Raw genomic sequence first — 22,645 nt, 5'->3', positions numbered from 1 at the left:
CCGGTTCCGCCCGGTTCCCACAAGGAAGTCTCTTCCATGTCCCTTCAGGAATTCTGGGACTATCTCGTCCTAGGCGTGATGCTCGGCTCGTTGTACGCCGTCATCGCCATCGGTTACACGCTTGTCTACGGCGTCCTCCAGCTCATCAACTTCGCGCACAGCGAGGTGTTCATGCTGGGCGCGTACGGCAGCCTCATCGTTCTGCAGTTGCTCGATCCGGGCGAGAACCCGACCGCTCTGGCGTCGATCGGTTTCGTGGCGATGGCCATGGCCGGTTCCGCGCTCTTCGGCGGGGTGACGGCGTACGGCCTGGAGAAGGTGGCCTACCGGCCGCTGCGCCGCCGGGGCGCCCCGCGCCTGATCTTCCTGATCACGGCGATCGGCGCGTCGTTCTTCCTCTACAACCTCGCGGGCAAGCTGTTCGGGCGCGACCCGATGACGCTGCCGGAGATGTACGACAACAACGAGGTCTTCAGCCTCTTCGGCGCGGGCGTGAACATCACGCAGATGCTGCAGTTCCTGACCGCCGTGGTGATGATGATCGGTCTGGACCTGCTCGTGAACCGCACGAAGCTCGGCAAGGGCATCCGGGCGGTGGCGCAGGACGCCGAGGTGGCGTCGCTCATGGGCGTGGACATCGACCGGGTGATCTCCCGGACGTTCGTGATCGGCGGTGTGCTCGGCGGTGTGGCCGGCTTCCTCTTCGCCAACCTCAACCAGGTGTCGTACACGATGGGCTTCATCCCCGGCATCACGGCCTTCGCCGCGGCCGTGGTGGGCGGTATCGGCAACATCCGCGGCGCGATGGCCGGCGGTGTGCTGATCGGTGTCGTGGAGACGATGACGGTGCCGATCTTCGGCGACGAGTGGCGGAGCGTCTCCGCGATGGTGGTTCTGATCCTGGTGCTGATGTTCCGTCCGATGGGCATCCTCGGCAAGCAAGTGGGGAGGGCGGCATGAGCGCGGTGCGGTCTTCTACGAAGGACGTGGCGTCCGCGGCGAGCAGGCTGCGCCGAACGGCCTGGTACCAGCAGCCCCGGTACACGAGGCTGTGGGCGATGCTGGCGCTCGGTGTGCTGCTGGCGCTGGTGACCGGTGAGCAGGGCACGACCCGGGACGTCTTCTACTCGATCGAGGGGTCGCTGCTCGGCCCCAACCTGTGGGTGTGCCTGGCGCTGACCGTGGGCGTGTGGGCGCTGCGCGAGTTCGCGGCGACGCCGATCAAGGGCGTCGCGGGGCAGGTCAAGGCGGCCGTGGGGCGGCCCGGCGGCGCGCTGCGCGACCGGGTGCAGGGTGACGCGCGACTGCGCTGGGGCCTGATCGGCCTGGCGCTGGTGCTCGCCCTCGTGGTGCCGTCGACGCTGCCGCGGATGTGGCAGACGGTGCTGGTGGACCAGATCGCGATCTTCGCGCTGCTGGCGATCGGCCTGAACGTCGTGATCGGCTGGGCGGGTCTGCTGGACCTGGGCTTCTTCGCCTTCTTCGCGGTCGGCGCGTACTCGACGGCGTTCTGGACGGGACGCCTGCCGATCGAGCCGCCGGTGGTGCTGAATCCTTTCTGGGTGATCCCGATCGCGGTCGTGACCTGCCTCGTGGCGGGTCTGCTGCTGGGCGCGCCGACGCTGCGGCTGCGCGGTGACTACCTGGCGATCGTGACGCTGGGCTTCCACGAGATCATCTACCTGGTCGCGAAGAACGCGGACGGCGTGACGGGCGGCCCGCAGGGCGCCCGGCTGATACCGGACTTCTCGTTCGACTTCGCCGGCATCCAGTACAAGTGGTCCATCGACCCGCTGCCGTACTGGTACCTGCTGGTGTTCTTCATCGTGCTGGTGATCGTGCTGTTCTCCCGGCTGGAGCACTCGCGTGTGGGCCGGGCCTGGACGGCGATCCGCGAGGACGAGATCGCCGCGGCGGCGAACGGCGTGGACACGGTGCGGTTCAAGCTGATGGCATTCGCGATCGGCGCGTCCACGTCGGGCGTGGCCGGGGTGATCTTCACCAGCAAGTACGGCTACATCAACCCCGAGGTCTTCCCGCTGCTCCAGTCGATCCTGATCCTGGCGTACGTGATCTTCGGCGGCATGGGCTCGATCCCGGGTGTGCTGCTGGGCGCCGCGGCGCTGGTGTGGCTGCCGGAGGCACTGAAGGACTACGTGGACCCCTCGGACCGGTACCTGTACCTGGGCGCGCTGCTTGTGATCATGATGATTTACCGGCCTCAGGGCATCTGGCCCTCACGTCGTCGTCAGCGTGAGCTGAAGATGGCGGAGGAGGGCCTCGGTGACGCGGACGCGATGTCCGAGCCGGCGGGAGGCAAGGCCTGATGAGCACTGAAGTGACGAGTGCGCCCACGGAGGACCTGGTTCTCCGGGTGACGGATGTGACGCTGCGTTTCGGCGGGTTGACGGTGCTCGACAAGGTCGACATGTCGATGCGCCGGGGCGAGGTTCTGGCGGTGATCGGCCCGAACGGTGCCGGGAAGACGTCCTTCTTCAACTCGCTGACGGGCGCGTACACGCCGCAGGAGGGACGGATCTCGTTCCTGCCGAAGGGCGGTGGCGAGAAGTCGCTGCTGGGCAGCAAGCCGCACCTGGTGAACCGGGTGGGCGTGGCGCGTACGTTCCAGAACATCCGCCTGTTCAGGGCGCTGACCGCGCTGGAGAACGTGAAGATCGCCGCCGAGACCCGGCTCAAGGCCGGCCCGGTGTCGATCATGCTCGGTCTGCCGAGCGCGCGGCGCGCGGAGCGGGAGAGCGACGAGCGGGCGCACCGGCTGCTGCGGTTCGTGGGCCTGGAGGACAAGCTCAACGAGATCGCGGGCAGCCTCAGCTACGGCGACCAGCGGAGCCTGGAGATCGCCCGTGCGCTGGCGACGGATCCGCAGGTGCTGCTGCTGGACGAGCCGGCCGCGGGCACCAACCCGACGGAGAAGGTGGAGCTGGAGCAGCTGATCCGGCGCATCAACTCCGAACTGGGCGTGAGTGTGCTGCTGATCGAGCACGACATGCGGCTGGTGATGTCGGTGGCGGACCGCGTGATGGTGCTGAACTTCGGCAAGAAGATCGCCGAGGGGACACCCGGTGAGGTCCAGCAGCACCCGGCGGTGATCGAGGCGTACCTGGGCTCGTCGGCGGAGGACGCGGAGGCCGTCCGGCACGCGGTCGAGGATGCCGGGGACGGTACGGAAGCCGCACCAGCCGCGGAGGCGGCACGGCCGGCGGCGACGGTGGCGGACACCGGGAGCGCCGGGAACGCCGAGGAGGCCGGGGAGGCCGAGGAGGCCCGGGAGCCGTCGGCGCCGGAGGCCGGGACCGCCGAGCAGGCCGCCGACGCGGAGCCCGAGGGCGCCGCCGAGCCGTCCGGTGCGGCGGACACCGGAGCGGACACCGGAGCGGACGCGGAGCCGGTCGCCGAGGAGCCGTCCCGTGCGGACGACACCGGCACGGGCGAGGCCGCCGAAGCCGGTGAGCCGTCCCGTACGGACGGAGGAGCCGACGCGGCCGGCACCACCGAAGCCGCCGACGCGCCCGAAGCCGCCGACGCGGCCGGGACCGCCGACGCGGCGGAGGCCGAGGAACCGGGCGGCGCGGGCCGTGCGGCGCGGACTGACGAGGAGAGCGGCAAGTGAGCACGACGGCACAGCTGCGGGAGGAGTCCGGCGAGGCCGGCACCCCGGACGCCCCGCTGCTCGAACTGAGGGGCATGCGGGTGTTCTACGGTGCCATCGAGGCGCTGAAGGGCATCGACCTGACGGTCGGCAAGGGCGAGATCGTGGCCCTGCTCGGCAGCAACGGCGCCGGGAAGACGACGACGCTCCGCACCGTCTCCGGCATGCTCCAGCCCCGCCACGGCGAGGTACTGCTGCGCGGCGAGCGGATCGACGGCATCAAGTCGCACGAGCTGGTCCGCTTCGGCATCGGGCACGTGCCCGAGGGGCGGCGGGTCTTCGCGACGATGACGGTGCTGGAGAACCTGGAGATGGGGGCGTACAAGTTCTCCTCCGTGGACTCCGGCGACCTCGACCGGGCCTTCACGCTCTTCCCGCGGCTGGCCGAGCGGCGCTCCCAGCAGGCCGGCACCCTGTCGGGCGGCGAGCAGCAGATGCTCGCGATCGGCCGCGCGCTGATGGGCCGACCGGAGCTGCTGCTGCTCGACGAGCCGTCGATGGGCCTGGCGCCGCTGATCGTCCAGCAGATCTTCGAGATCATCAAGGAGATCAACGACCAGGGCACCACGGTGCTGCTGGTGGAGCAGAACGCCACGCAGGCGCTCGGTCTCGCCGACCGGGGCTACGTCCTGGAGACGGGCTCCGTGGCGATGTCCGGTCCGGCGGGCGACCTGCTCGCGGACAGCCGGATCAGGGCGGCGTACCTCGGCGAGGGCGCGGCCTGACCCGCCGGCACGCGTGACGAGGAGCGCCGGGCACCCGCGAGGGGCCCGGCGCTCCGGCGTCGTCAGGCCGTGCCGGGGAGGTTCTCCGCGTCCTTGGGGGCGGCCTCGCGGAGCATGCAGGTGAGGCGCGCGGTGCAGACCCGCCGGTCCTGCTCGTCGGTGATGACGATCTCGTACGTGGCGGTGGAGCGGCCGCGGTGGACCGGGGTGGCGACGCCGGTGACGAGACCCGAGCGGACGCCGCGGTGGTGGGTGCAGTTCAGGTCGACGCCGACGGCGATCTTCCCGGAGCCGCCGTGGAGCATGGCGCCCACGGAGCCGAGGGTCTCGGCGAGGACGGCGGAGGCGCCGCCGTGGAGGAGGCCGTAGGGCTGCGTGTTGCCCTCGACGGGGAGGGTGCCGACGACGCGCTCGGCGGCGGCCTCCACGATCTGCACGCCCATGCGGTTGCCGAGGTGGCCTGCGGAGAACAGGGCGGGCAGGTCGACGCCGAGCGCGGCGTACTCGTCGATGACCTCTTGCGGGAACTTCGTTGCGGTCTGCTCGCCCATGGGGCCGGATCTCCGTTCGTCGTCGTACGGCTGTCCTGCTGCTGCCGGTCGTGCCGCCGGCCCGCCGGTCGCTGCGCCGGCGCATCCGCGGGTGGGTTCCGCCGGTGCGGCGGCCCGGCAGCTGTCGGTGGTGCTTCCGGTGGCGCTTTCGGTGGCGCTTGCGGTGGTGCTGCTGAGCGAACGCTCAGTCGGCCGGTGATTGTTCCAGACGGATGACGACGGACTTGCTGGCGGGGGTGTTGCTGACGTCGGCGGTGGCGTCGAGGGGGACCAGGACGTTCGTCTCGGGGTAGTAGGCGGCGGCGCAGCCTCGGGCGGTCGGGTAGTGCACGACGCGGAATCCGGGCGCGCGGCGCTCCACCCCGTCGGTCCACTCGCCGACCAGGTCCGCGTACGAGCCGTCGGCGAGGCCCCGCTCGCGGGCGTCGTCGGGGTGGACGAGGACGACGCGGCGGCCGCCCCTGATGCCCCGGTAGCGGTCGTCGAGGCCGTAGACGGTGGTGTTGTACTGGTCGTGCGAGCGGAGCGTCTGCAGCAGCAGCCGGCCCTCGGGGACCGCCGGGTACTCGACGGGCGCGGCGGTGAAGTTGGCCTTGCCGGTCGCCGTGGGGAAGCGCCGCTCGTCGCGGGGCGCGTGGGGCAGGGCGAAGCCGCCCGGGTCGGCCGCGAGACGGGCGTTGAAGTCCTCGAAGCCGGGCACCACGCGCGCGATGCGGTCGCGGATCGCGGCGTAGTCCTTCTCGAACTCCTCCCACGGGGTGGCGGAGTCGGGCCCGAGGACGGCACGGGCCATGCGCGCGACGATGGCCGGCTCGGACAGCAGGTGGGGGCCGGCGGGCGGCAGGTTCCCGCGTGAGGCGTGGACCAGCCCCATCGAGTCCTCGACGGTGACGAACTGGCGCCCGGACGCCTGCACGTCGCGGTCGGTGCGGCCGAGGGTGGGCAGGATCAGCGCGCGCGTGCCGGTCACCGCGTGGGACCGGTTGAGCTTGGTCGAGACGTGCACGGTGAGCCGGGCGCGGCGCATCGCGGCCTCGGTGACGAGGGTGTCGGGGGAGGCGGCGACGAAGTTGCCGCCCATGGCGAAGAACACCTTCGCCCGCCCGTCGCGCAGCGCCTGGATGGAGCGGACCACGTCGTACCCGTGGTGGCGGGGCGAGGTGATGCCGAACTCCTCGTCCAGGGCGTCGAGGAACGCCTCGGACGGCCGCTCGAAGATGCCCATGGTGCGGTCGCCCTGCACGTTGGAGTGGCCGCGGACCGGGCAGACCCCGGCGCCGGGGCGGCCGATCGCGCCGCGCAGCAGGAGCAGGTTGACGATCTCGCGGATGGTGGGCACCGAGTGCTTGTGCTGGGTCAGGCCCATGGCCCAGCAGACGATGGTGCGGCGCGAGGCGAGGAGCATGCGCAGGGCGCTTTCGATCGCGTCGCGGGTCAGCCCGGTCGCCGCGAGCGTCTCGTCCCAGTCGGCGGCGCGGGCGGCCGCGGCGAACTCCTCGAAGCCGTGCGTGTGGGTGCGGACGAACTCCTCGTCGACGGCGCCCTCCGTGTCGAGGACCAGCTTGTTCAGGAGGCGGAACAGGGCCTGGTCGCCGCCGATGCGGATCTGGAGGAAGAGATCGGTGAGGGCGGAGCCCTTCACCAGCCCCCTGGCGGTCTGCGGGTTCCTGAACCGCTCCAGGCCGGCCTCCGGCAGCGGGTTCACCGAGATGATGCGGGCGCCCGCCGCCTTCGCCTTCTCCAGGGCGGTCAGCATCCGGGGGTGGTTGGTGCCCGGGTTCTGCCCGGCGACGATGATCAGGTCGGCCCGGTGCAGGTCGTCGAGGGAGACGCTGCCCTTGCCGACGCCGAGGGTCTCGGTGAGGGCGGAGCCGGACGACTCGTGGCACATGTTGGAGCAGTCCGGCAGGTTGTTCGTGCCGAACTCGCGCGCGAACAGCTGGAGCAGGAACGCCGCCTCGTTGCTGGTGCGGCCGGAGGTGTAGAACAGCGCCTCGTCGGGCGTGTCCAGCGCGGTCAGCTCCTCGGCGATGATGGCGAAGGCGCGCTCCCAGCTGACCGGCTCGTACCGGTCGCCGCCTTCCGGCAGGTACACGGGGTGCGTGATGCGGCCCTGCTGCCCCAGCCAGTAGCCGCTGCGCCCGGCGAGGTCCGGCAGCGGGTGCGCCGCGAAGAACTCCGGGGTGACCCGGCGCACCGTGGCCTCCTCGGCGACGGCCTTGGCGCCGTTCTCGCAGAACTCCGCGAGGTGCCGCTTGCCGCCCTCGGGCCAGGCGCAGCCGGGGCAGTCGAAGCCGTCCTTCTGGTTCACCCTGAGCAGCGTGCGGGCCGTGCGGCCCAGGCCCATCTGCGCCGTGGAGGCCCGCAGCCCGTGGACGACTCCCGGCAGGCCGGCGGCGGCGTGCTGGACGGCCGTGACCTGCGGGGCGTCCTGGACGGGGTCCTCGGCGGGCGGCTTGCTGACCATGGCGCACTCCCTCGTTTCGCCGTACGCGTGTGTACGCGGGTACGCATCCGATCCTGTCACGCCGCACCCACGGCGCGGCAGGCCCGTCCGCGGTTGTCAGTGGGGCGTGGCAGGATCGGGGGCGTGGCTGAGACAGCATCGAAGAAGACCGCGCAAGACCGTCCGCGCCTGCTCCTCATGGACGGGCACTCCCTGGCGTACCGGGCGTTCTTCGCCCTGCCCGCGGAGAACTTCACGACGTCCGGCGGGCAGACGACCAACGCCGTCTACGGCTTCGCGTCGATGCTGGCGAACACGCTGCGCGACGAGGCGCCCACCCACTTCGCGGTGGCGTTCGACGTGTCCCGCAAGACGTGGCGCACGCAGGACTTCCCGGAGTACAAGGCGAACCGCTCGTCGACGCCCGACGAGTTCAAGGGCCAGGTGCAGCTGATCGGCGAGCTGCTGGACACGATGAACGCCGTGCGCTTCGCCGTGGAGGGGTTCGAGGCGGACGACATCATCGCCACGCTCGCCACGCAGGCCGAGGCGGCCGGTTACGAGGTGCTGATCGTCACCGGCGACCGGGACTCCTTCCAGCTGGTCACCGACCACGTGACGGTGCTGTACCCGACGAAGGGCGTCTCGGAGCTGACCCGCTTCACCCCGGAAAAGGTGCAGGAGAAGTACGGGCTGTCCCCGAGCCAGTACCCGGACTTCGCCGCGCTGCGCGGCGACCCGTCGGACAACCTGCCGGGCATCCCCGGCGTGGGCGAGAAGACGGCCACCAAGTGGATCACCCAGTTCGGTTCGTTCGCGGAGCTGGTCGAGCGGGCCGACGAGGTGAAGGGCAAGGTCGGCCAGGCCCTGCGCGACCACCTGGAGGCGGTGAAGCTCAACCGCCACCTCACCGAGCTGGTGCGGGACGTGGAGCTGCCCAAGCAGGTGGCCGAGCTGGAGCGCGCCCCGTACGACCGGACGGCGCTGAAGGGCTTCCTGGAGGTCCTGGAGATCCGCAACCCGAGCCTGCGGGACCGGCTGCTCGCCGTGGACCCGGGCGCCGAGGAGGAGGCCGCCCCCGCCCCGGCCGCCGGGGTGGAGCTGGACGGTGCGGTGCTGGGCTCCGGCGAGCTGGCGCCCTGGCTGGAGCGGCACGGGGCCGGGCCGCTGGGCATGGCCACGGTCGACAGCTGGGCCCTGGGCGTCGGCAGCGTCTCCGAGGTCGCCCTCGCGACGGCGGACGGGGCGGCGGCCTGGTTCGACCCGTCGCAGCTGGACGAGGGCGACGAGCGGGCCTTCGCCGCGTGGGTCGCGGACCCGGCCCGCCCGAAGGTCCTGCACAACGCGAAGGCCGCCATGCGGGTCTTCCCGGAGCACGGCTGGAACGTCGCCGGGGTCACCATGGACACGGCGCTCGCCGCGTACCTGGTGAAGCCGGGCCGCCGCTCCTTCGCCCTGGACGCCCTCGCCGTGGAGTACCTGGGGCGGGAGCTCGCCCCGCCGTCCGCCGACGGCCAGCTCGCCTTCGGCGCGGACGAGACCGCGGAGGCCGACGCGCTGATGACCCAGGCCCGCGCGGTCCTCGACCTGGGTGAGGCGTTCACGGCCCGCCTGGAGGAGGTCGGGGCGACGCGGCTGCTGCACGAGGTGGAGCTGCCCACGTCCGAGCTGCTCGCCCGCATGGAGCGGTACGGCATCGCCGCGGACCGGCCGCACCTGGAGGCGATGGAGCAGCAGTTCGCCGGCGCGGTCCAGCAGGCCGTCAAGGAGGCGCACGCCTCGGTCGGCCACGAGTTCAACCTGGGCTCGCCCAAGCAGCTCCAGGAGGTCCTCTTCGGCGAGCTGAACCTGCCGAAGACCAAGAAGACGAAGACCGGCTACACGACGGACGCGGACGCGCTGGCCTGGCTCGCCGCGCAGACCGAGCACGAGCTGCCCGTGCTCATGCTGCGCCACCGGGAGCAGGCGAAGCTCCGCGTCACGGTGGAGGGCCTGATCAAGACGGTCGCGGGCGACGGCCGCATCCACACCACGTTCAACCAGACGGTCGCCGCGACCGGCCGCCTGTCGTCCACCGACCCGAACCTGCAGAACATCCCGGTCCGCACGGACGAGGGCCGCGCCATCCGCCGGGGCTTCGTCGTCGGCGAGGGCTTCGACGCGCTGATGACCGCGGACTACAGCCAGATCGAGCTGCGGGTCATGGCGCACCTGTCGGAGGACGCGGGCCTGATCGAGGCGTTCACCTCCGGCGAGGACCTGCACACCACGGTCGCCTCCCAGGTGTTCGGCGTCGACAAGTCCGCGGTCGACGCCGAGATGCGCCGCAAGATCAAGGCGATGTCGTACGGGCTCGCCTACGGGCTGTCCGCGTTCGGTCTGTCCCAGCAGCTGAACATCGAGGCCGCCGAGGCGCGGGCCCTGATGGACACGTACTTCGAGCGGTTCGGCGGCGTACGGGACTACCTGCGGCGCGTCGTCGACGAGGCCCGCGCCACCGGGTACACCGAGACGATGCTCGGCCGCCGCCGGTACCTGCCGGACCTCAACAGCGACAACCGGCAGCGCCGCGAGATGGCCGAGCGGATGGCGCTCAACGCGCCGATCCAGGGCACGGCCGCCGACATCGTGAAGGTCGCCATGCTCAACGTCGACCGGGCGCTGACCGAGGCCCGGCTGGACTCCCGGATGCTGCTCCAGGTGCACGACGAGATCGTGCTGGAGCTCGCGCCGGGGGAGCGGGAGCGGGTCGAGGAGATCGTGCGCCGCGAGATGGCGTCGGCGGTCGAGCTGCGGGCCCCGCTGGACGTGTCCGTGGGCGTCGGCCGCGACTGGGAGTCCGCCGCGCACTGACCGCGCGCTCTCGCGACGGGGCACGTCCCGAACACGGCCGCGGGGCCGGGCCGTTCGGCGTGCGCCGGACGCGGGAGAGGGGCGGGGCGGTCGTACGGCGGCCGCTCCGGCCCCGCCCTCCGCGCGAGACGTGCACGCGAGACGTGCACGTGAAGCCCGCCGTCCATGTGAGCCGTCCATGTGAGCCGTGCACGCGAGCCGTGCACGCGAGCCGTGCGGGCCCACCGTGCCGTGCGGCGGCCCGCGGGCCTGTCAGGCGCGGGCGCCGGCGCCTGACCGCAGGCGCACCACGACCCCGTACAGGACGACCCCCACGGCCAGCCCGGCGCCCGCGCCGAAGCAGGCGGTCGGGATGATGTCCAGGGGCGTCTCGATCCGCCCCCAGTACGCGTACCACCGCAGGCAGCGGTGGACGACCCCGGCCGCCACGCACCCCGCCAGCAGGCCGCCCGCCAGCCACCGGCCCCGCCGCGTCGGTTCCGGCCGCACCGCGTCCGCCGCCTCCCGCGCCGCCGCGGCCTCGCCGTCGGGCACCCGGCGCACCGCCCCGTACCCGAACCACACGAGGACCGCGAGCGCCACGGCGGACCCGCCGTACTGCGCGTACACGTACAGCGGGAAGCCCGCCACGACCTCGCCGAGCGCCGGCACGACGCGCGTGCCCCACCGGTCGGCATGGGTGAACAGGTCCCACACGACGTGCGTGGCCGCCCCGGCGACCGCCGACAGGTAGAACCACACCGCCAGCGCAGCGGGCCGGCACTCTCGCCACGGCCGGCCGCGCACCACCGCGTAGACCCGGCCCCGCCACCGCCCCGGCACCAGCGCCACCAGGGGCTCACGGACCATCAGCCACAGTGCCGTCAGCAGCACGGCGATCAGCGGGTCCACGACCAGCACCCCCGGCAGGCCGTGCGTCACGTCCCCGAACGTCATGGCGCCCGGTACGAGGCTGTCCGCGAAGTACGTCATGTCGGGCGACATCGACCCCGCCACGAGCGCCGACGCGACCAGCGGGCCCCGGCCCGCGCCCGTCCGGCGTATCCCCGGCAGCACCGCTGCGGCATGGCTGAGAGTGAACGGCATGAGCGTGCGGCCCCCCGGCTTCGATCCTTACGTTCCCCTGATCCGAACTCGGTCAGTATCGGTCATCGGCTGCTCGACATGTGGCACCGTCAGCTCCGAAACGACGACGCGGACGAGCGGTGTCGAAAGCGTGAAAAGCGGTCAACGCGCGGTGTGGTCAAGCCGCCGGTTGACGTAAGGTCGCCTGAGCCGCGCACCGGGGCGCGCGGCAGAGGTCTTCGGCGCCGACGGGCGCCTGTCGGGGAGGGACAGACGCATGGCAGCGCACATCCGCCGTCGACTGCGCAAGGGAGCCACCACCACGGCGGTCGCCGCCGCGGCCGTGGCCGCGCTCTCGGCATCGCAGGCACCGGGCGCCACCCCCGTCGCCGCCGGCGGGCAGCCGGCCGGCGACGCGACACCGCCCACCTCGTCCGGCTCCACCGCCACCGGCGACTCGCCCTACTACACCGACCTCCCGCCGCTCAACACCCCGAACCCGCTGGGCCCCGGCGACGGCCCCGTCGTCACCGGCCCCGCCGAAGCGGGCATCCCCGCCACGGTCCTCGACGCCTACAAGCGGGCCGAGCAGCATCTGAGGACCACCCGGCCCGGCTGCAACCTGCCCTGGCAACTCCTCGCAGGCATCGGCAAGGTCGAGTCGGGCCAGGCCCGCGGCGGACGCGTCGACGCCGACGGCACGACCCTGTCGCGCATCCTGGGGCCCGTCCTCGACGGCAACGGCTTCGCCAACATCACCGACACCGACGGCGGTGTCCACGACGGCGACACCCGCCACGACCGGGCCGTCGGCCCCATGCAGTTCATCCCGTCCACCTGGGCCTCCTGGGGCCAGGACGCCAACGGCGACGGCCGCAAGGACCCCAACAACATCTACGACGCCGCCCAGGCGGCCGGCATGTACCTGTGCGCCAACAACCGCGACCTCGCGGTGAAGGCCGACCTCGACCGGGCCATCCTCAGCTACAACCAGTCCCGCGAGTACCTCCGCACGGTCCTGTCCTGGTTCGAGTTCTACAAGCGCGGCACGCACCAGGTGCCCGACGGCACCGGTGTGCAGCCCGGCGAGCGCAGCGACACCCGGCCCCGTATCCGGCCCGGTGCCCTCCCGGCCCCGTCGGCCCGGCCGTCGTCCCCGAGCACCGCCCCGAAGCCGGGCGCCAAGCCCGGCGCCAGGCCCGGCGCGGGCACCGGCACACCCGCCCCGAGCCCCGGCGCGGGCAGCCCGTCTCCCACCCCGGCCCCCGTGGAGACCGTCCCGGCGAAGCCCACCCCCTCCCCGAAGCCGACGGCTCCGAAGCCGACCCCGGCCCCGACCCCGACGCCCACGAAGCCGTCCGAGCCGCCGACCCCCGCCGAACGCGTCCACCGCCTCGCGGACGCCGGGACCGACGCGCTCACCGCGCCGGCCGGCACCGAGTTCGCCGGGCGCGTGTCCGTCGTCGCCCGCGACGCCCAGGGCAAGGCCGTGGAGCGGGTGGCGATCCGATTCGAGATAGCCGGGGACACGGACGCCCGCTTCGCGGACGGCGCCTCCGCCGTCACGGTCACCACCGGCGAGGACGGCACCGCCACCGCGCCCGCGCTGCGGGCCGGGGAGCGGACCGGCGAGTTCACCGTGCGCGCCGTCGTCGCCGGGCGCCCGGCCGTCGACCCCCTCGCCTTCACCGCGACGGTCACCACCGGCGCGGCCGACACGCTCGCCGCGCAGAGCGGCGAGGCCCCGCTGACGGCGGCCCCCGGCGGCGAGTTCGCCCAGCGGCTCACCGTGAAGGCCACCCGCAAGGGCGCCCCCGTCCCCGGCGCCGAGCTGACCGCCACCGTCGTCGCGGAGGCCGCCGACGGCACGCGGACGACCGCCGCCGAGGGCCCGTACTTCAAGGGCGTCCGGGACGAGCCGGTCCGCACCCTCACCGGCCTCACGACCGACGAGAACGGCGTCCTCCAGCTGCCGCCCCTGTACGCGGACGACCTGACCGGCACGTGGCAGCTGCGCCTCACCACCCGGGGCGGCGCGACGCTCACCGTGACCCTGTCCGTCGCCGCCGCCTGACCCGCCCGGCCGGCTCCTCCCGTACGGCCCGCCCGCCTCACCCACCGGAGGCCGGCGGGCCGCCGCCGTGCGAGGCCGCCCCGCGCGGGCCGGCACGCCACCCCGCAGCGGCCCCCGGGTCTGAGCCGCCCGGGACGCCGCACCGGCCCCCGGGTGTGAGAGGCACGAGACAACCGCCCGAGCCGGAGTCCCTCCGAGTGCGTAGGCGGGGCACAGCTGTCCGCCGGGCCGCGGCCCCGCCCACCGCCGCGTACGCGCCTCGACGGGCCGCCGCTGAACCGGGGCCTGCCCCGCTCCCGGAAGCGCGCGCACGCGTCGGCGCGGGCGGGAGTACCGCGCCGACGCGCGTGGGCGCCGCGTCGGCCGTACCGACCGGACTCCCGGAGCGACCGCCGCCCGCCGGGCAGCCCCGCCTCAGCGCCGGGGGTTGGTCCGCCGCGTCGCAGGAGCCGCCGCGGGGTCCTCCGGCCACGGGTGCTTCGGGTAGCGCCCGCGCAGCTCCGCCCGCACCGCCCGGTAGCCGTCCCGCCAGAACGACTCCAGATCGGCCGTGACCGCCGCCGGGCGCCCCGCGGGCGACAGCAGGTGCACCAGCACCGGCACCCCGGCCACCCGGGGCGTCCGCGCCAGTCCGAACATCTCCTGCAGCTTCACCGCGAGGACCGGCTGCTCACCGCCGTAACCGACCAGGATCCGCGAGCCGCTCGGGACCTCGATCCGCTCCGGCGCCAGCTCGTCCAGCCGCGCCGCCTCGCCGCCCGCCCACGGCAGGAGCCGCCGCAGCGACTCACCGGCGTCGATCCGCGCCAGCCCGGCCCGCCGCCGCGCCCCCGACAGCTCCGGCTCCAGCCACTCCCCGGCCCGCTCGACCAGCGCGGCGTCCGACACGTCCGGCCACGGGGCCCCCACGACCCGGTGCAGGAACGCCAGCCGCTCCCGCAGCCGTACCGCGTCCGGGGACCAGCGCAGCAGCCCCGTGCCCTCCCGGCGCAGACCCTCCAGCAGGGCCTCCCGCACGAGTTCCGGCGCGGGCTCGCGCAGCGGCCGCACGGCCAGCTCCACCGCCCCGAGCCGCTCCACCGACCGGGCCACGACGTCACCGTCCCGCCACCGGACCTCGTCGCCCGCCTCCAGCAGGTGCCCGGCCGCGAGCCGTGCGGTGTCCTCGTCGCACACGGCGGCGAGCCGCACCCGCGCCGACGCGGAGTGCGCGGGCCGGTCGGCCACGGCCACCGCCAGCCACTCGGCCGAGCGCAGCCCCGACTCGCGGCCCGCCTCCGCCCCGGTCCCGGCCACCATCAGGAAGGACCCGCCGCCCCGCGCGCGTGCCACCCGCTCCGGGAACGCGAGGGCGACCACGATCCCGGCGGCCACGTCGTCCCCGACACCCCCCGCCCCCACCGAGCCACCACCACCGGCCCCACCGGCCCCACCCGAGCCGCCCCCCACCGCCCCTCCGGTACCGAACCCACCGGCCACGGCCCTGCCGCCACCACCGGCCACCGCGCCATCGCCACCGCGCCCGACCCCACCACCGGCCACCGCGCCATCGCCACCGCGCCCGACCCCACCACCGGCCACCGCGTCACCCCCACCGCCCCCACCCGCTCCACCGCCACGCCCCGCCACCTGCCGCTCCAGCCGCCCCACTTCGCGGCGCCAGCGGGCCCCGTACGCGTCCCCGCCCCGCCGGGCGGCCCGCCACGCCGCGGCCACGTCGTCGCCGTACGCGCGCGGCGGCTCCTCGCCCAGCAGCGCCACCAGCTCCGCCGCCCGGCGCGTCCCCACCAGCGGAGCACCGTCCAGGAGGGCCCGCGCCAGCCGGGGATGCAGGCCCAGGCGGGCCATCCGGGCACCCCGCCCGGTCACCCGGCCCCGCGCGTCGACCGCGCCGACCGCCTCCAGCACCGCACGCGCCGCCGCCATCGCACCCGCCGGGGGAGCGTCCAGCAGGGCCAGCCCCGACGCGTCGGGGTCGCCCCACGCCGCGGCCTGCAACGCGAACCCCGTCAGGTCCGCCACCCGGATCTCCGGCGCCGGATACGCCGGGAGCCGCCCGTCCTCCGCCTCGGCCCAGCACCGGTACACCGCGCCCGGCGCCTCACGCCCGGCCCGCCCGGCCCGCTGCCGCGCCGACGCGCGCGACGCACGTACCGTCGCCAGGGAGCCGAGCCCCCGCGCGTGGTCCACCCGCGGCTCACGGGCCAGGCCCGAGTCGACCACGACCCGCACCCCCGGCACCGTCAGGGACGACTCGGCGACCGCCGTCGCCAGGACCACCCGCCGCCCCCGGCCCGGCGACAGCACCGCCTCCTGCACCGCGGCGGGCGCCCGGCCGTGCACCTGGAGCACCTCCACCCCGCCCAGGTCCGACAGCAGCCCCGCCACACGGGCGATCTCACCCACACCCGGCAGGAAACACAGCACGTCACCGTCACGCTCGCCCAGCGCCCGCCGCACCACCCCCGCCACATGCGCCAGCAGCGCCGGATCCACGAACATCCCGTGCGCCGGCCGCACCGGCTTGCCCGGCGGGGCCCACACGACCTCCACCGGGTACGCCGTACCCGCCGCCGCCACGACGGGCGCGCCGCCCAGCAGCCGCGCCCACCCCTCGGCGTCCGTCGTCGCCGAGGCGGCCACCAGCCGCAGCTCGGGCCGCAGCGCCGCCCGCACGTCCAGCAGGAACGCCGCGACCGTGTCCGCGTCCAGATGCCGCTCATGGCACTCGTCGAGGACGACCACGTCCACCCCGGACAGCTCCTGGTCCCGCTGGAGGCGCTGGAGCAGCACGCCGGTCGTCACCACCTCGACGGCGGTCTCCCGCGACACCACCCGCTCGCCCCGCACGGTGAACCCGACCCGGCCGCCGACCTCCTCGCCCAGCAGCCACGCCATGCGCCGGGCCGCTCCCCGCGCGGCGATCCGCCGGGGCTCCGCCACGACCACCCGCGCGCCCCGCTCCGCCAGCGCCAGCGGCACCAGCGTGGTCTTGCCCGTGCCGGGCGGCGCGCACAGCACCGCCGCCCCGTGCCCGTCCAGCGCCCGCTCCAGTGCGGGCAGGGCGTGCCGTACGGGAAGGCGCTCCCGCTCCTCCTCGCGGATCACCCGGTCACACCGCCCCGCCGCGGGGGCCGCGCTCGTCCCGCTCGCACACGAACACCGCCGTACCGGGGATGAGGTTGCCGCGCAGCGGGGACCAGCCGCCCCACTCCTGGCCGTTCCAGGACGGCCACTCCGGCTCCACCAGGTCCACCAGCCGGAAGCCGCCCGCCACCACGTCGCGCACCCGGTCGCCGAGCGTCCGGTGGTGCTCCACGTACACCGCGCGGCCCCGCTCGTCCTGCTCCACGTACGGGGTGCGGTCGAAGTACGAGGCGGCCACCGTCAGCCCCTCGGGCCCCGGCTCGTCCGGGAACGCCCAGCGGATCGGGTGCGTCACCGAGAACACCCACCGGCCGCCGGGGCGCAGCACCCGCCGCACCTCCCGGAACACCCGCACCGGGTCGGCCACGAAGGGCACCGCCCCGTACGCCGAGCAGGCCAGGTCGAAGGAGCCGTCGCGAAACGGCAGCGCGCCCGCGTCGGCCTGCACCGGCCGCAGCCCGTCCGCGCCGATGCGCAGCGCGTGCTGCAGCTGGCGGTGGGAGAGGTCCAGCGCCACCGGACGGGCGCCCTGCGCCGCCAGCCAGCGGGAGCACTGCGCCGCCCCCGCGCCGATCTCCAGGACGTCCAGACCGCGCAGCGAACCGTCCGGGCCCAGCAGCCGGGCCTCGGCCTCGTCCAGCCCCTCGGGTCCCCACACGAAGCGGTCGTCCCCCAGGAAGCCGCCGTGCTCGCTCTGGTACTCGTCGGCGTTCCGGTCCCACCAGCCGCGGCTGGCCCGGCTGCTCTCCGCGTCCCCGGTCGCGCGGCGGGTCGCCTCGGGCTCGTACTCTTGGATCATCTCGTCCGTCGTTGTAGTTTGCGCACAGCGCGAGCCCGGACGCCGCGACCGGCGCTCGACGGCCGCGCCGCGCGGGGGCGTGCGCCCCGGCGTGTCGCCGGCGGGCGGCGGCCAGGATGGCCTCGGTCCAGCTTAGTTGTGCCGGGTATGCGGGATTGCGCCCCCGGTGGGCGCCTTCGCGCATTGACCCTGCCCCACGGCGCCCGTATGCTAAAGGTTGCGCTGCGGGCCTGCGCGCCTCAGACGGAGCAGGCCGCGCTCGCATCTGTTGTATGTCCCCTCGGTTGTCGAGGCGCCTCCCGGTCCACGGGATCGGCGCTTCCTTGGCTGTCCGGCTTCTGCAGCTGCGATACGGGCTCTCGGCGTAGCAGTGCCTACGACTTCAATGTCCGTACCGGAGCCCTTTCCCACATGACGAGCAGCACCGAGACCACCGCCACCACCCCGCAGGTTGCGGTCAACGACATCGGTAACGAGGAAGCCTTCCTCGCCGCGATCGACGAGACGATCAAGTACTTCAACGACGGCGACATCGTCGACGGCGTCATCGTGAAGGTCGACCGGGACGAGGTCCTGCTCGACATCGGTTACAAGACCGAAGGTGTCATCCCGAGCCGCGAGCTCTCGATCAAGCACGACGTCGACCCGAACGAGGTCGTCAAGGTCGGCGACGAGATCGAGGCCCTCGTCCTCCAGAAGGAGGACAAGGAAGGCCGCCTGATCCTCTCGAAGAAGCGCGCCCAGTACGAGCGTGCCTGGGGCACCATCGAGAAGATCAAGGAAGAGGACGGCATCGTCACCGGCACCGTCATCGAGGTCGTCAAGGGTGGTCTCATCCTCGACATCGGCCTCCGTGGCTTCCTGCCGGCCTCCCTCGTCGAGATGCGCCGTGTCCGCGACCTCCAGCCGTACGTCGGCAAGGAGCTCGAGGCCAAGATCATCGAGCTGGACAAGAACCGCAACAACGTGGTCCTGTCCCGCCGTGCCTGGCTGGAGCAGACCCAGTCCGAGGTCCGCCAGACGTTCCTCACGACCCTCCAGAAGGGTCAGGTCCGCTCCGGCGTCGTGTCCTCGATCGTCAACTTCGGTGCCTTCGTGGACCTGGGTGGCGTCGACGGTCTGGTCCACGTCTCCGAGCTGTCCTGGAAGCACATCGACCACCCGTCCGAGGTCGTCGAGGTCGGCCAGGAGGTCACGGTCGAGGTCCTGGACGTCGACATGGACCGCGAGCGCGTCTCCCTGTCGCTGAAGGCGACGCAGGAGGACCCGTGGCAGCAGTTCGCCCGGACCCACCAGATCGGCCAGGTCGTCCCGGGTAAGGTCACGAAGCTGGTTCCGTTCGGTGCGTTCGTCCGCGTCGACGAGGGCATCGAGGGTCTGGTCCACATCTCCGAGCTGGCCGAGCGCCACGTGGAGATCCCGGAGCAGGTCGTCCAGGTCAACGACGAGATCTTCGTCAAGGTCATCGACATCGACCTCGAGCGCCGCCGCATCAGCCTCTCGCTGAAGCAGGCCAACGAGTCCTTCGGTGCCGACCCGGCGTCGGTCGAGTTCGACCCGACCCTGTACGGCATGGCCGCGTCCTACGACGACCAGGGGAACTACATCTACCCCGAGGGCTTCGACCCGGAGACCAACGACTGGCTGCCGGGCTACGAGGCCCAGCGCGAGGCGTGGGAGACCCAGTACGCCGAGGCGCAGCAGCGCTTCGAGCAGCACCAGGCCCAGGTCATCAAGTCCCGCGAGGCCGACGCCGCTGCCGCCGCCGAGGGTGGCTCCGCCGCTCCCGCCGGTGCCGGTGCGCCGACCGGTGGCTCCTACTCCTCGGAGTCGGACGACAACTCCGGCGCCCTGGCGTCGGACGAGGCGCTCGCCGCCCTCCGCGAGAAGCTGGCCGGCGGCCAGAGCTGAACGGCTCAGGACCGACCCGCTAGTTCCTAGCCGGTGACATCGAGGCCCACCCCCGACGGGGGTGGGCCTCGATGCGTTCGCACGGGCCACCCCCCGCCCCCCGCCCCCCGCTCATCCGCTCGTCGCCCCCACTCACCGCCCCCGCCGGACCGGGGCCGGGTTCGGCGGGGCGGAGGCACCCGGCGGGAATGTCAGCGGCTCGTGGCACGTTGTTCCCTGGGAACACGAGGAGGAGCGGTAATCGTGCTTGATCCGCAGGATTTGTACGCATGGGAGCCGAAGGGCCTGGCCGTCGCCGACATGGCGATGACCCAGGAGTCGGCCGGCCTGATCATGCTCTATCACTTCGACGGATACATCGACGCGGGCGAGACCGGCGAGCAGATCGTCGACAACCTGCTGGAGACCCTGCCGCACCAGGTCGTGGCCCGCTTCGACCACGACCGCCTGGTCGACTACCGGGCGCGCCGCCCGCTGCTCACCTTCCGCCGCGACCGCTGGACCGCCTACGAGACGCCGGCGATCGAGCTGCGGATCGTCCAGGACGCCACCGGGGCCCCGTTCCTCCTGCTCTCCGGGCCGGAGCCCGACGTGGAGTGGGAGCGCTTCGCCGCCGCCGTACGGCAGATCGTGGAGCGGCTCGGCGTCCGCCTCACCGTCAACTTCCACGGCATCCCCATGGGCGTTCCGCACACCCGCCCCGTCGGCCTCACCCCGCACGGCAACCGCGCGGACCTCGTACCGGGGCAGCGCACCGCCTTCGACGAGGCACAGGTGCCGGGCAGTGCCGTCGCGCTGGTCGAGTACCGGCTGATGGAGGCCGGGCACGACGTCCTCGGCGTCGCCGCGCACGTCCCGCACTACGTGGCCCGCTCGACGTACCCCGACGCGGCGCTCACCGCCGTCGAGGCGATCACCTCCGCGACGGGCCTGGTCCTGCCGACCGTCGCGCACAATCTGCGCACCGCCGCACAGCGCACGCAGACGGAGATCGAGCGCCAGATCGGCGAGGGCGACGAGGAGCTGGTCGCCCTGGTGAAGGGGCTTGAGCACCAGTACGACGCGATGGCGGGCGCCGAGACGCGCGGCAGCCTCGTCGCGGAGCCGGTGGACCTGCCGTCCGCCGAGGAGATCGGCCAGGAGTTCGAGCGGTTCCTCGCCGAGCGCGAGGGCGACACGCCGTAGGACGGGCGTCGAGCCGGACCGGACGGCGGCCCCGGCGACTCCAACCGCCGGGGCCGCCGTCCGTCGACGACGCGCCGCGTCCCTCCCGGCCCGGCACCACCGCGGGGCGACCCCGCGCTCCGGGGCGCCCCGCGCCGGCCGGCCACCGGCTCCGGGGCGGCCCGCACCGGCCAGGGCCGGGCCCGCCCTGTGCCGGGCCGCAGCGGAGTACGTAAGCTTCCGCTCATGCTGACCGTAGGTCTCACCGGTGGAATCGGCGCCGGCAAAAGCGAGGTCTCCCGCCTCCTCGTCTCGTACGGCGCCGTCCTCGTCGACGCGGACAGGATCGCCCGCGAGGTGGTGGAGCCCGGCACACCGGGGCTGGCCGCCGTCGTCGAGGCGTTCGGCCCCGGCGTCCTGACCGCGGAGGGCAGGCTGGACCGGCCCAAGCTCGGCGCCATCGTCTTCGGCGACGCCGAGCGCCTCGCCACGCTCAACGGCATCGTCCACCCCCTCGTCGGCGCCCGCTCCGCCGAGCTCCAGGCCGCCGCCGAGCCCGGCGCGGTCGTCGTCCACGACGTGCCGCTGCTCACCGAGAACGGCCTCGCGCCCCTCTACGACGTGGTGGTGGTCGTGGACGCGTCCGAGGAGACCCGGCTCGACCGCCTCGTACGGCTCCGGGGCATGACCGAGTCCGAGGCCCGCGCCCGGATGGCCGCCCAGGCCACCGCCGAGCAGCGCCGCGCCATCGCCGACTACGTCGTCGACAACGACGGCCCCCTGGAAGCGCTGGAGCGGCAGGTCCGGGCCGTGTGGGAGGAGCTGGCGGCCCGCGCGGCCCGCACCGCGGTGGAATAGGCGCGCCGCGCGGACTGTTGAACGCCCCCAGCGAGGGGAAGGAACCGACCGTGCCCGAAAGCAACCCGGAAACCCACGTCATCGACTACCGGGCGGCCGAGCAGCTGCTGGCCGCACGGGACCCGCGCGGCGCCGTCAAACTGCTCGACTCCGTGATCGCGGCCCACCCGGAGAACACCGCCGCGCGCCTGCTGCGCGCCCGCGCCTTCTTCGCGGCGGCGCAGCTGCGCCCGGCCGAGCTCGAGTTCGAGATCGTCCTGGAGCGCGAGCCGGACAACGCCTTCGCCCACTTCGGGCTCGCCCGCACGCTCCAGCGCGCCGGTCGCCCCCAGCACGCCAAGCGGCACTTCCGACTGGCCGCGGCCCTCGACCCGAAGCCCGAGTACGTCGAGGCGGCCCGGTTCGACGACGGCTCCGCCTGACGGACGCCGTCCCGGCGGAACCCCGCCCGTGCCTGGGCCCGCCTGCCGTAGCGGGACGCCCTTTCACCGGCGCCGGCCGGCTTACGGCCTCGGCGGGTGACGACCCGGGCCCGCGGCGCCCGCCCACTGGTCGAGGCCGTGCCCTCGCGCGCCGGCCGGTGCCTGACAGGGAGCGACCCCCGGCGCGCCGCCCGCCCCGGCCCGCGCCGCCCGCCCCGGCCCGCGGCCCCGCCCCGGCTCCGGCGTCGCGCCCCGGTGCCCTCACCCGCGTCTCCTCACCGTCCGCGGCCCGCCCGGCTTGCGGTCGCATGCCCGGCGCCTTCAGGCATCCGGCGGGGCCCCACCATCCGCCCGCGCGGCAGGCCGCCCCCGCGTACAGCACCCGTCCCGCCCCGCACGGCGGGCCTCCAGCCACGCGCCCCCGGCCACGCGTCCCGCCCGGCCGCGCGCCCTCAGCCTCCGTAGCGCCCGCCCACCGGTTGCCCTCAGCCGGCCCAGCCGCCCCAGCCGCCCGTCCCGCCCATCGAGCCCGCCCGCCTGCCCGCCTGCCCGGCGCCACACGTCGGCCGGCGCAGGCACCGGCGCCGGTCACGGCGTCACGGCTGCGGGGGCGGACCGCCGCGCCGCCGCCACGGGCGCCCGTCGCGACCGGGGCGCGACGGCTCGAAGGGCGGCACGTCCCGCCCCGGCTGGTAGCGGGCGCCCTGCCGCATGTGGCGCACGATCATCACCACGTCCGTCGCCACGATCAGAAGCAGCACCCCGCAGGCGATCGCCCAGCCCGTCCGCCCCACCAGGGCGAAGGCGACGGTCCCGGCGAGGGCCCACAGCAGACCCCACACACCCAGCCCGAGCCGCAGCCGCAGTGGACTGCGGGCGGTGACCGGTTCGTTCCCCGTGCGCATACGCACCCTCCTCCCGCGCGCGGGTACCCGTGGAGCGCCCCCTGACGCGGGCGCG

The 22,645-nt window shown here is 74.0% G+C and carries 16 protein-coding genes; 10 read left to right on the top strand and 6 right to left on the bottom strand.

The window, feature by feature from the left end; genetic code table 11:
• Positions 1 to 36 precede the first annotated feature (36 nt).
• The 4 genes from CP974_RS06620 to CP974_RS06605 all read left to right on the top strand — a co-directional run bounded on the left by CP974_RS06620 (position 37) and on the right by CP974_RS06605 (position 4,395).
• Entirely contained in the window at positions 37 to 960 is a 924-nt protein-coding gene (locus CP974_RS06620) for a branched-chain amino acid ABC transporter permease (RefSeq protein WP_031130363.1), read from the top strand.
• On the top strand, positions 957 to 2,327 hold the full coding sequence (locus tag CP974_RS06615) for a branched-chain amino acid ABC transporter permease (RefSeq protein ID WP_031130361.1): 1,371 nt from the start codon (positions 957 to 959) through the stop codon (positions 2,325 to 2,327). The genes CP974_RS06620 and CP974_RS06615 overlap by 4 nt, the downstream gene beginning before the upstream one ends.
• Complete coding sequence (locus CP974_RS30015; protein ID WP_223844358.1) at positions 2,327 to 3,631, top strand: ABC transporter ATP-binding protein; 1,305 nt, start codon at positions 2,327 to 2,329, stop codon at positions 3,629 to 3,631. Before CP974_RS06615 ends, CP974_RS30015 begins: the two co-directional genes overlap by 1 nt.
• Before the next feature lie 74 nt (positions 3,632 to 3,705).
• Positions 3,706 to 4,395, top strand: coding sequence for an ABC transporter ATP-binding protein (locus CP974_RS06605; RefSeq protein ID WP_085921430.1), 690 nt, complete (start codon positions 3,706 to 3,708; stop codon positions 4,393 to 4,395).
• A gap of 62 nt (positions 4,396 to 4,457) precedes the next feature.
• On the opposite strand, the gene CP974_RS06600 is transcribed toward CP974_RS06605, so the two are convergent.
• Both CP974_RS06600 and CP974_RS06595 read right to left on the bottom strand, forming a co-directional pair.
• Positions 4,458 to 4,946 carry a PaaI family thioesterase gene (locus CP974_RS06600; RefSeq protein WP_031130355.1) on the bottom strand — a complete coding sequence of 163 codons (489 nt, stop codon included), beginning with the start codon at positions 4,944 to 4,946 and terminating at the stop codon, positions 4,458 to 4,460.
• 184 nt (positions 4,947 to 5,130) lie between these two features.
• Complete coding sequence (locus CP974_RS06595) at positions 5,131 to 7,413, bottom strand: FdhF/YdeP family oxidoreductase (protein ID WP_031130353.1); 2,283 nt, start codon at positions 7,411 to 7,413, stop codon at positions 5,131 to 5,133.
• 123 nt (positions 7,414 to 7,536) lie between these two features.
• On the opposite strand from CP974_RS06595, the gene polA reads away from it, so the two are divergent.
• A complete protein-coding gene (gene polA, locus CP974_RS06590) occupies positions 7,537 to 10,245 on the top strand; it encodes a DNA polymerase I (RefSeq protein WP_031130351.1) in 2,709 nt (902 codons plus the stop codon).
• 252 nt (positions 10,246 to 10,497) lie between these two features.
• Here the strand turns inward: polA and CP974_RS06585 are convergent, their stop codons facing one another.
• Positions 10,498 to 11,331 carry a DUF4184 family protein gene (locus CP974_RS06585; RefSeq protein ID WP_031130349.1) on the bottom strand — a complete coding sequence of 278 codons (834 nt, stop codon included), beginning with the start codon at positions 11,329 to 11,331 and terminating at the stop codon, positions 10,498 to 10,500.
• Between the two features lie 256 nt (positions 11,332 to 11,587).
• On the opposite strand from CP974_RS06585, the gene CP974_RS06580 reads away from it, so the two are divergent.
• A complete protein-coding gene (locus CP974_RS06580) occupies positions 11,588 to 13,384 on the top strand; it encodes a lytic transglycosylase domain-containing protein (RefSeq protein ID WP_031130348.1) in 1,797 nt (598 codons plus the stop codon).
• Positions 13,385 to 13,798: 414 nt separating this feature from the next.
• Here CP974_RS06580 and CP974_RS06575 read toward each other — a convergent pair whose 3' ends face one another.
• The gene (locus CP974_RS06575) at positions 13,799 to 16,492 is read right to left on the bottom strand and encodes an ATP-dependent RNA helicase (protein ID WP_150485778.1); all 2,694 of its coding nucleotides are present in this window, start codon (positions 16,490 to 16,492) and stop codon (positions 13,799 to 13,801) included.
• Between the two features lie 4 nt (positions 16,493 to 16,496).
• Positions 16,497 to 17,330 carry a class I SAM-dependent methyltransferase gene (locus tag CP974_RS06570; protein WP_031134164.1) on the bottom strand — a complete coding sequence of 278 codons (834 nt, stop codon included), beginning with the start codon at positions 17,328 to 17,330 and terminating at the stop codon, positions 16,497 to 16,499.
• Between the two features lie 411 nt (positions 17,331 to 17,741).
• Between CP974_RS06570 and rpsA the strand changes: the two genes are divergently transcribed.
• From rpsA to CP974_RS06550, 4 genes are all read left to right on the top strand, one after another.
• On the top strand, positions 17,742 to 19,241 hold the full coding sequence (gene rpsA / locus CP974_RS06565) for a 30S ribosomal protein S1 (RefSeq protein ID WP_031134166.1): 1,500 nt from the start codon (positions 17,742 to 17,744) through the stop codon (positions 19,239 to 19,241).
• 243 nt (positions 19,242 to 19,484) lie between these two features.
• Entirely contained in the window at positions 19,485 to 20,426 is a 942-nt protein-coding gene (locus CP974_RS06560; RefSeq protein ID WP_031134168.1) for a PAC2 family protein, read from the top strand.
• A 225-nt stretch (positions 20,427 to 20,651) separates the two neighbouring features.
• On the top strand, positions 20,652 to 21,263 hold the full coding sequence (gene coaE, locus CP974_RS06555; RefSeq protein ID WP_031134170.1) for a dephospho-CoA kinase: 612 nt from the start codon (positions 20,652 to 20,654) through the stop codon (positions 21,261 to 21,263).
• 50 nt (positions 21,264 to 21,313) lie between these two features.
• The gene (locus CP974_RS06550; RefSeq protein WP_031134172.1) at positions 21,314 to 21,685 is read left to right on the top strand and encodes a tetratricopeptide repeat protein; all 372 of its coding nucleotides are present in this window, start codon (positions 21,314 to 21,316) and stop codon (positions 21,683 to 21,685) included.
• Between the two features lie 596 nt (positions 21,686 to 22,281).
• Here the strand turns inward: CP974_RS06550 and CP974_RS06545 are convergent.
• Positions 22,282 to 22,590 carry a DUF6343 family protein gene (locus CP974_RS06545; protein WP_031134174.1) on the bottom strand — a complete coding sequence of 103 codons (309 nt, stop codon included), beginning with the start codon at positions 22,588 to 22,590 and terminating at the stop codon, positions 22,282 to 22,284.
• Positions 22,591 to 22,645 lie beyond the last annotated feature (55 nt).

Source organism: Streptomyces fradiae ATCC 10745 = DSM 40063, assembly GCF_008704425.1.
In the GTDB taxonomy this organism is placed as follows: domain Bacteria; phylum Actinomycetota; class Actinomycetes; order Streptomycetales; family Streptomycetaceae; genus Streptomyces; species Streptomyces fradiae.
This window is presented reverse-complemented; position numbering and strand designations above follow the sequence as displayed.

Bases quoted from the DNA above. Each gene is read 5' to 3' on its own strand.
- CP974_RS06620 (WP_031130363.1), top strand. From the start codon at position 37: ATGTCCCTTCAGGAATTCTGGGACTATCTCGTCCTAGGCGTGATGCTC.
- CP974_RS06615 (WP_031130361.1), top strand. From the start codon at position 957: ATGAGCGCGGTGCGGTCTTCTACGAAGGACGTGGCGTCCGCGGCGAGC.
- CP974_RS30015 (WP_223844358.1), top strand. From the start codon at position 2,327: ATGAGCACTGAAGTGACGAGTGCGCCCACGGAGGACCTGGTTCTCCGG.
- CP974_RS06605 (WP_085921430.1), top strand. From the start codon at position 3,706: ATGCGGGTGTTCTACGGTGCCATCGAGGCGCTGAAGGGCATCGACCTG.
- CP974_RS06600 (WP_031130355.1), bottom strand. From the start codon at position 4,946: ATGGGCGAGCAGACCGCAACGAAGTTCCCGCAAGAGGTCATCGACGAG.
- CP974_RS06595 (WP_031130353.1), bottom strand. From the start codon at position 7,413: ATGGTCAGCAAGCCGCCCGCCGAGGACCCCGTCCAGGACGCCCCGCAG.
- CP974_RS06585 (WP_031130349.1), bottom strand. From the start codon at position 11,331: ATGCCGTTCACTCTCAGCCATGCCGCAGCGGTGCTGCCGGGGATACGC.
- CP974_RS06580 (WP_031130348.1), top strand. From the start codon at position 11,588: ATGGCAGCGCACATCCGCCGTCGACTGCGCAAGGGAGCCACCACCACG.
- CP974_RS06570 (WP_031134164.1), bottom strand. From the start codon at position 17,330: ATGATCCAAGAGTACGAGCCCGAGGCGACCCGCCGCGCGACCGGGGAC.
- rpsA (WP_031134166.1), top strand. From the start codon at position 17,742: ATGACGAGCAGCACCGAGACCACCGCCACCACCCCGCAGGTTGCGGTC.
- coaE (WP_031134170.1), top strand. From the start codon at position 20,652: ATGCTGACCGTAGGTCTCACCGGTGGAATCGGCGCCGGCAAAAGCGAG.
- CP974_RS06545 (WP_031134174.1), bottom strand. From the start codon at position 22,590: ATGCGCACGGGGAACGAACCGGTCACCGCCCGCAGTCCACTGCGGCTG.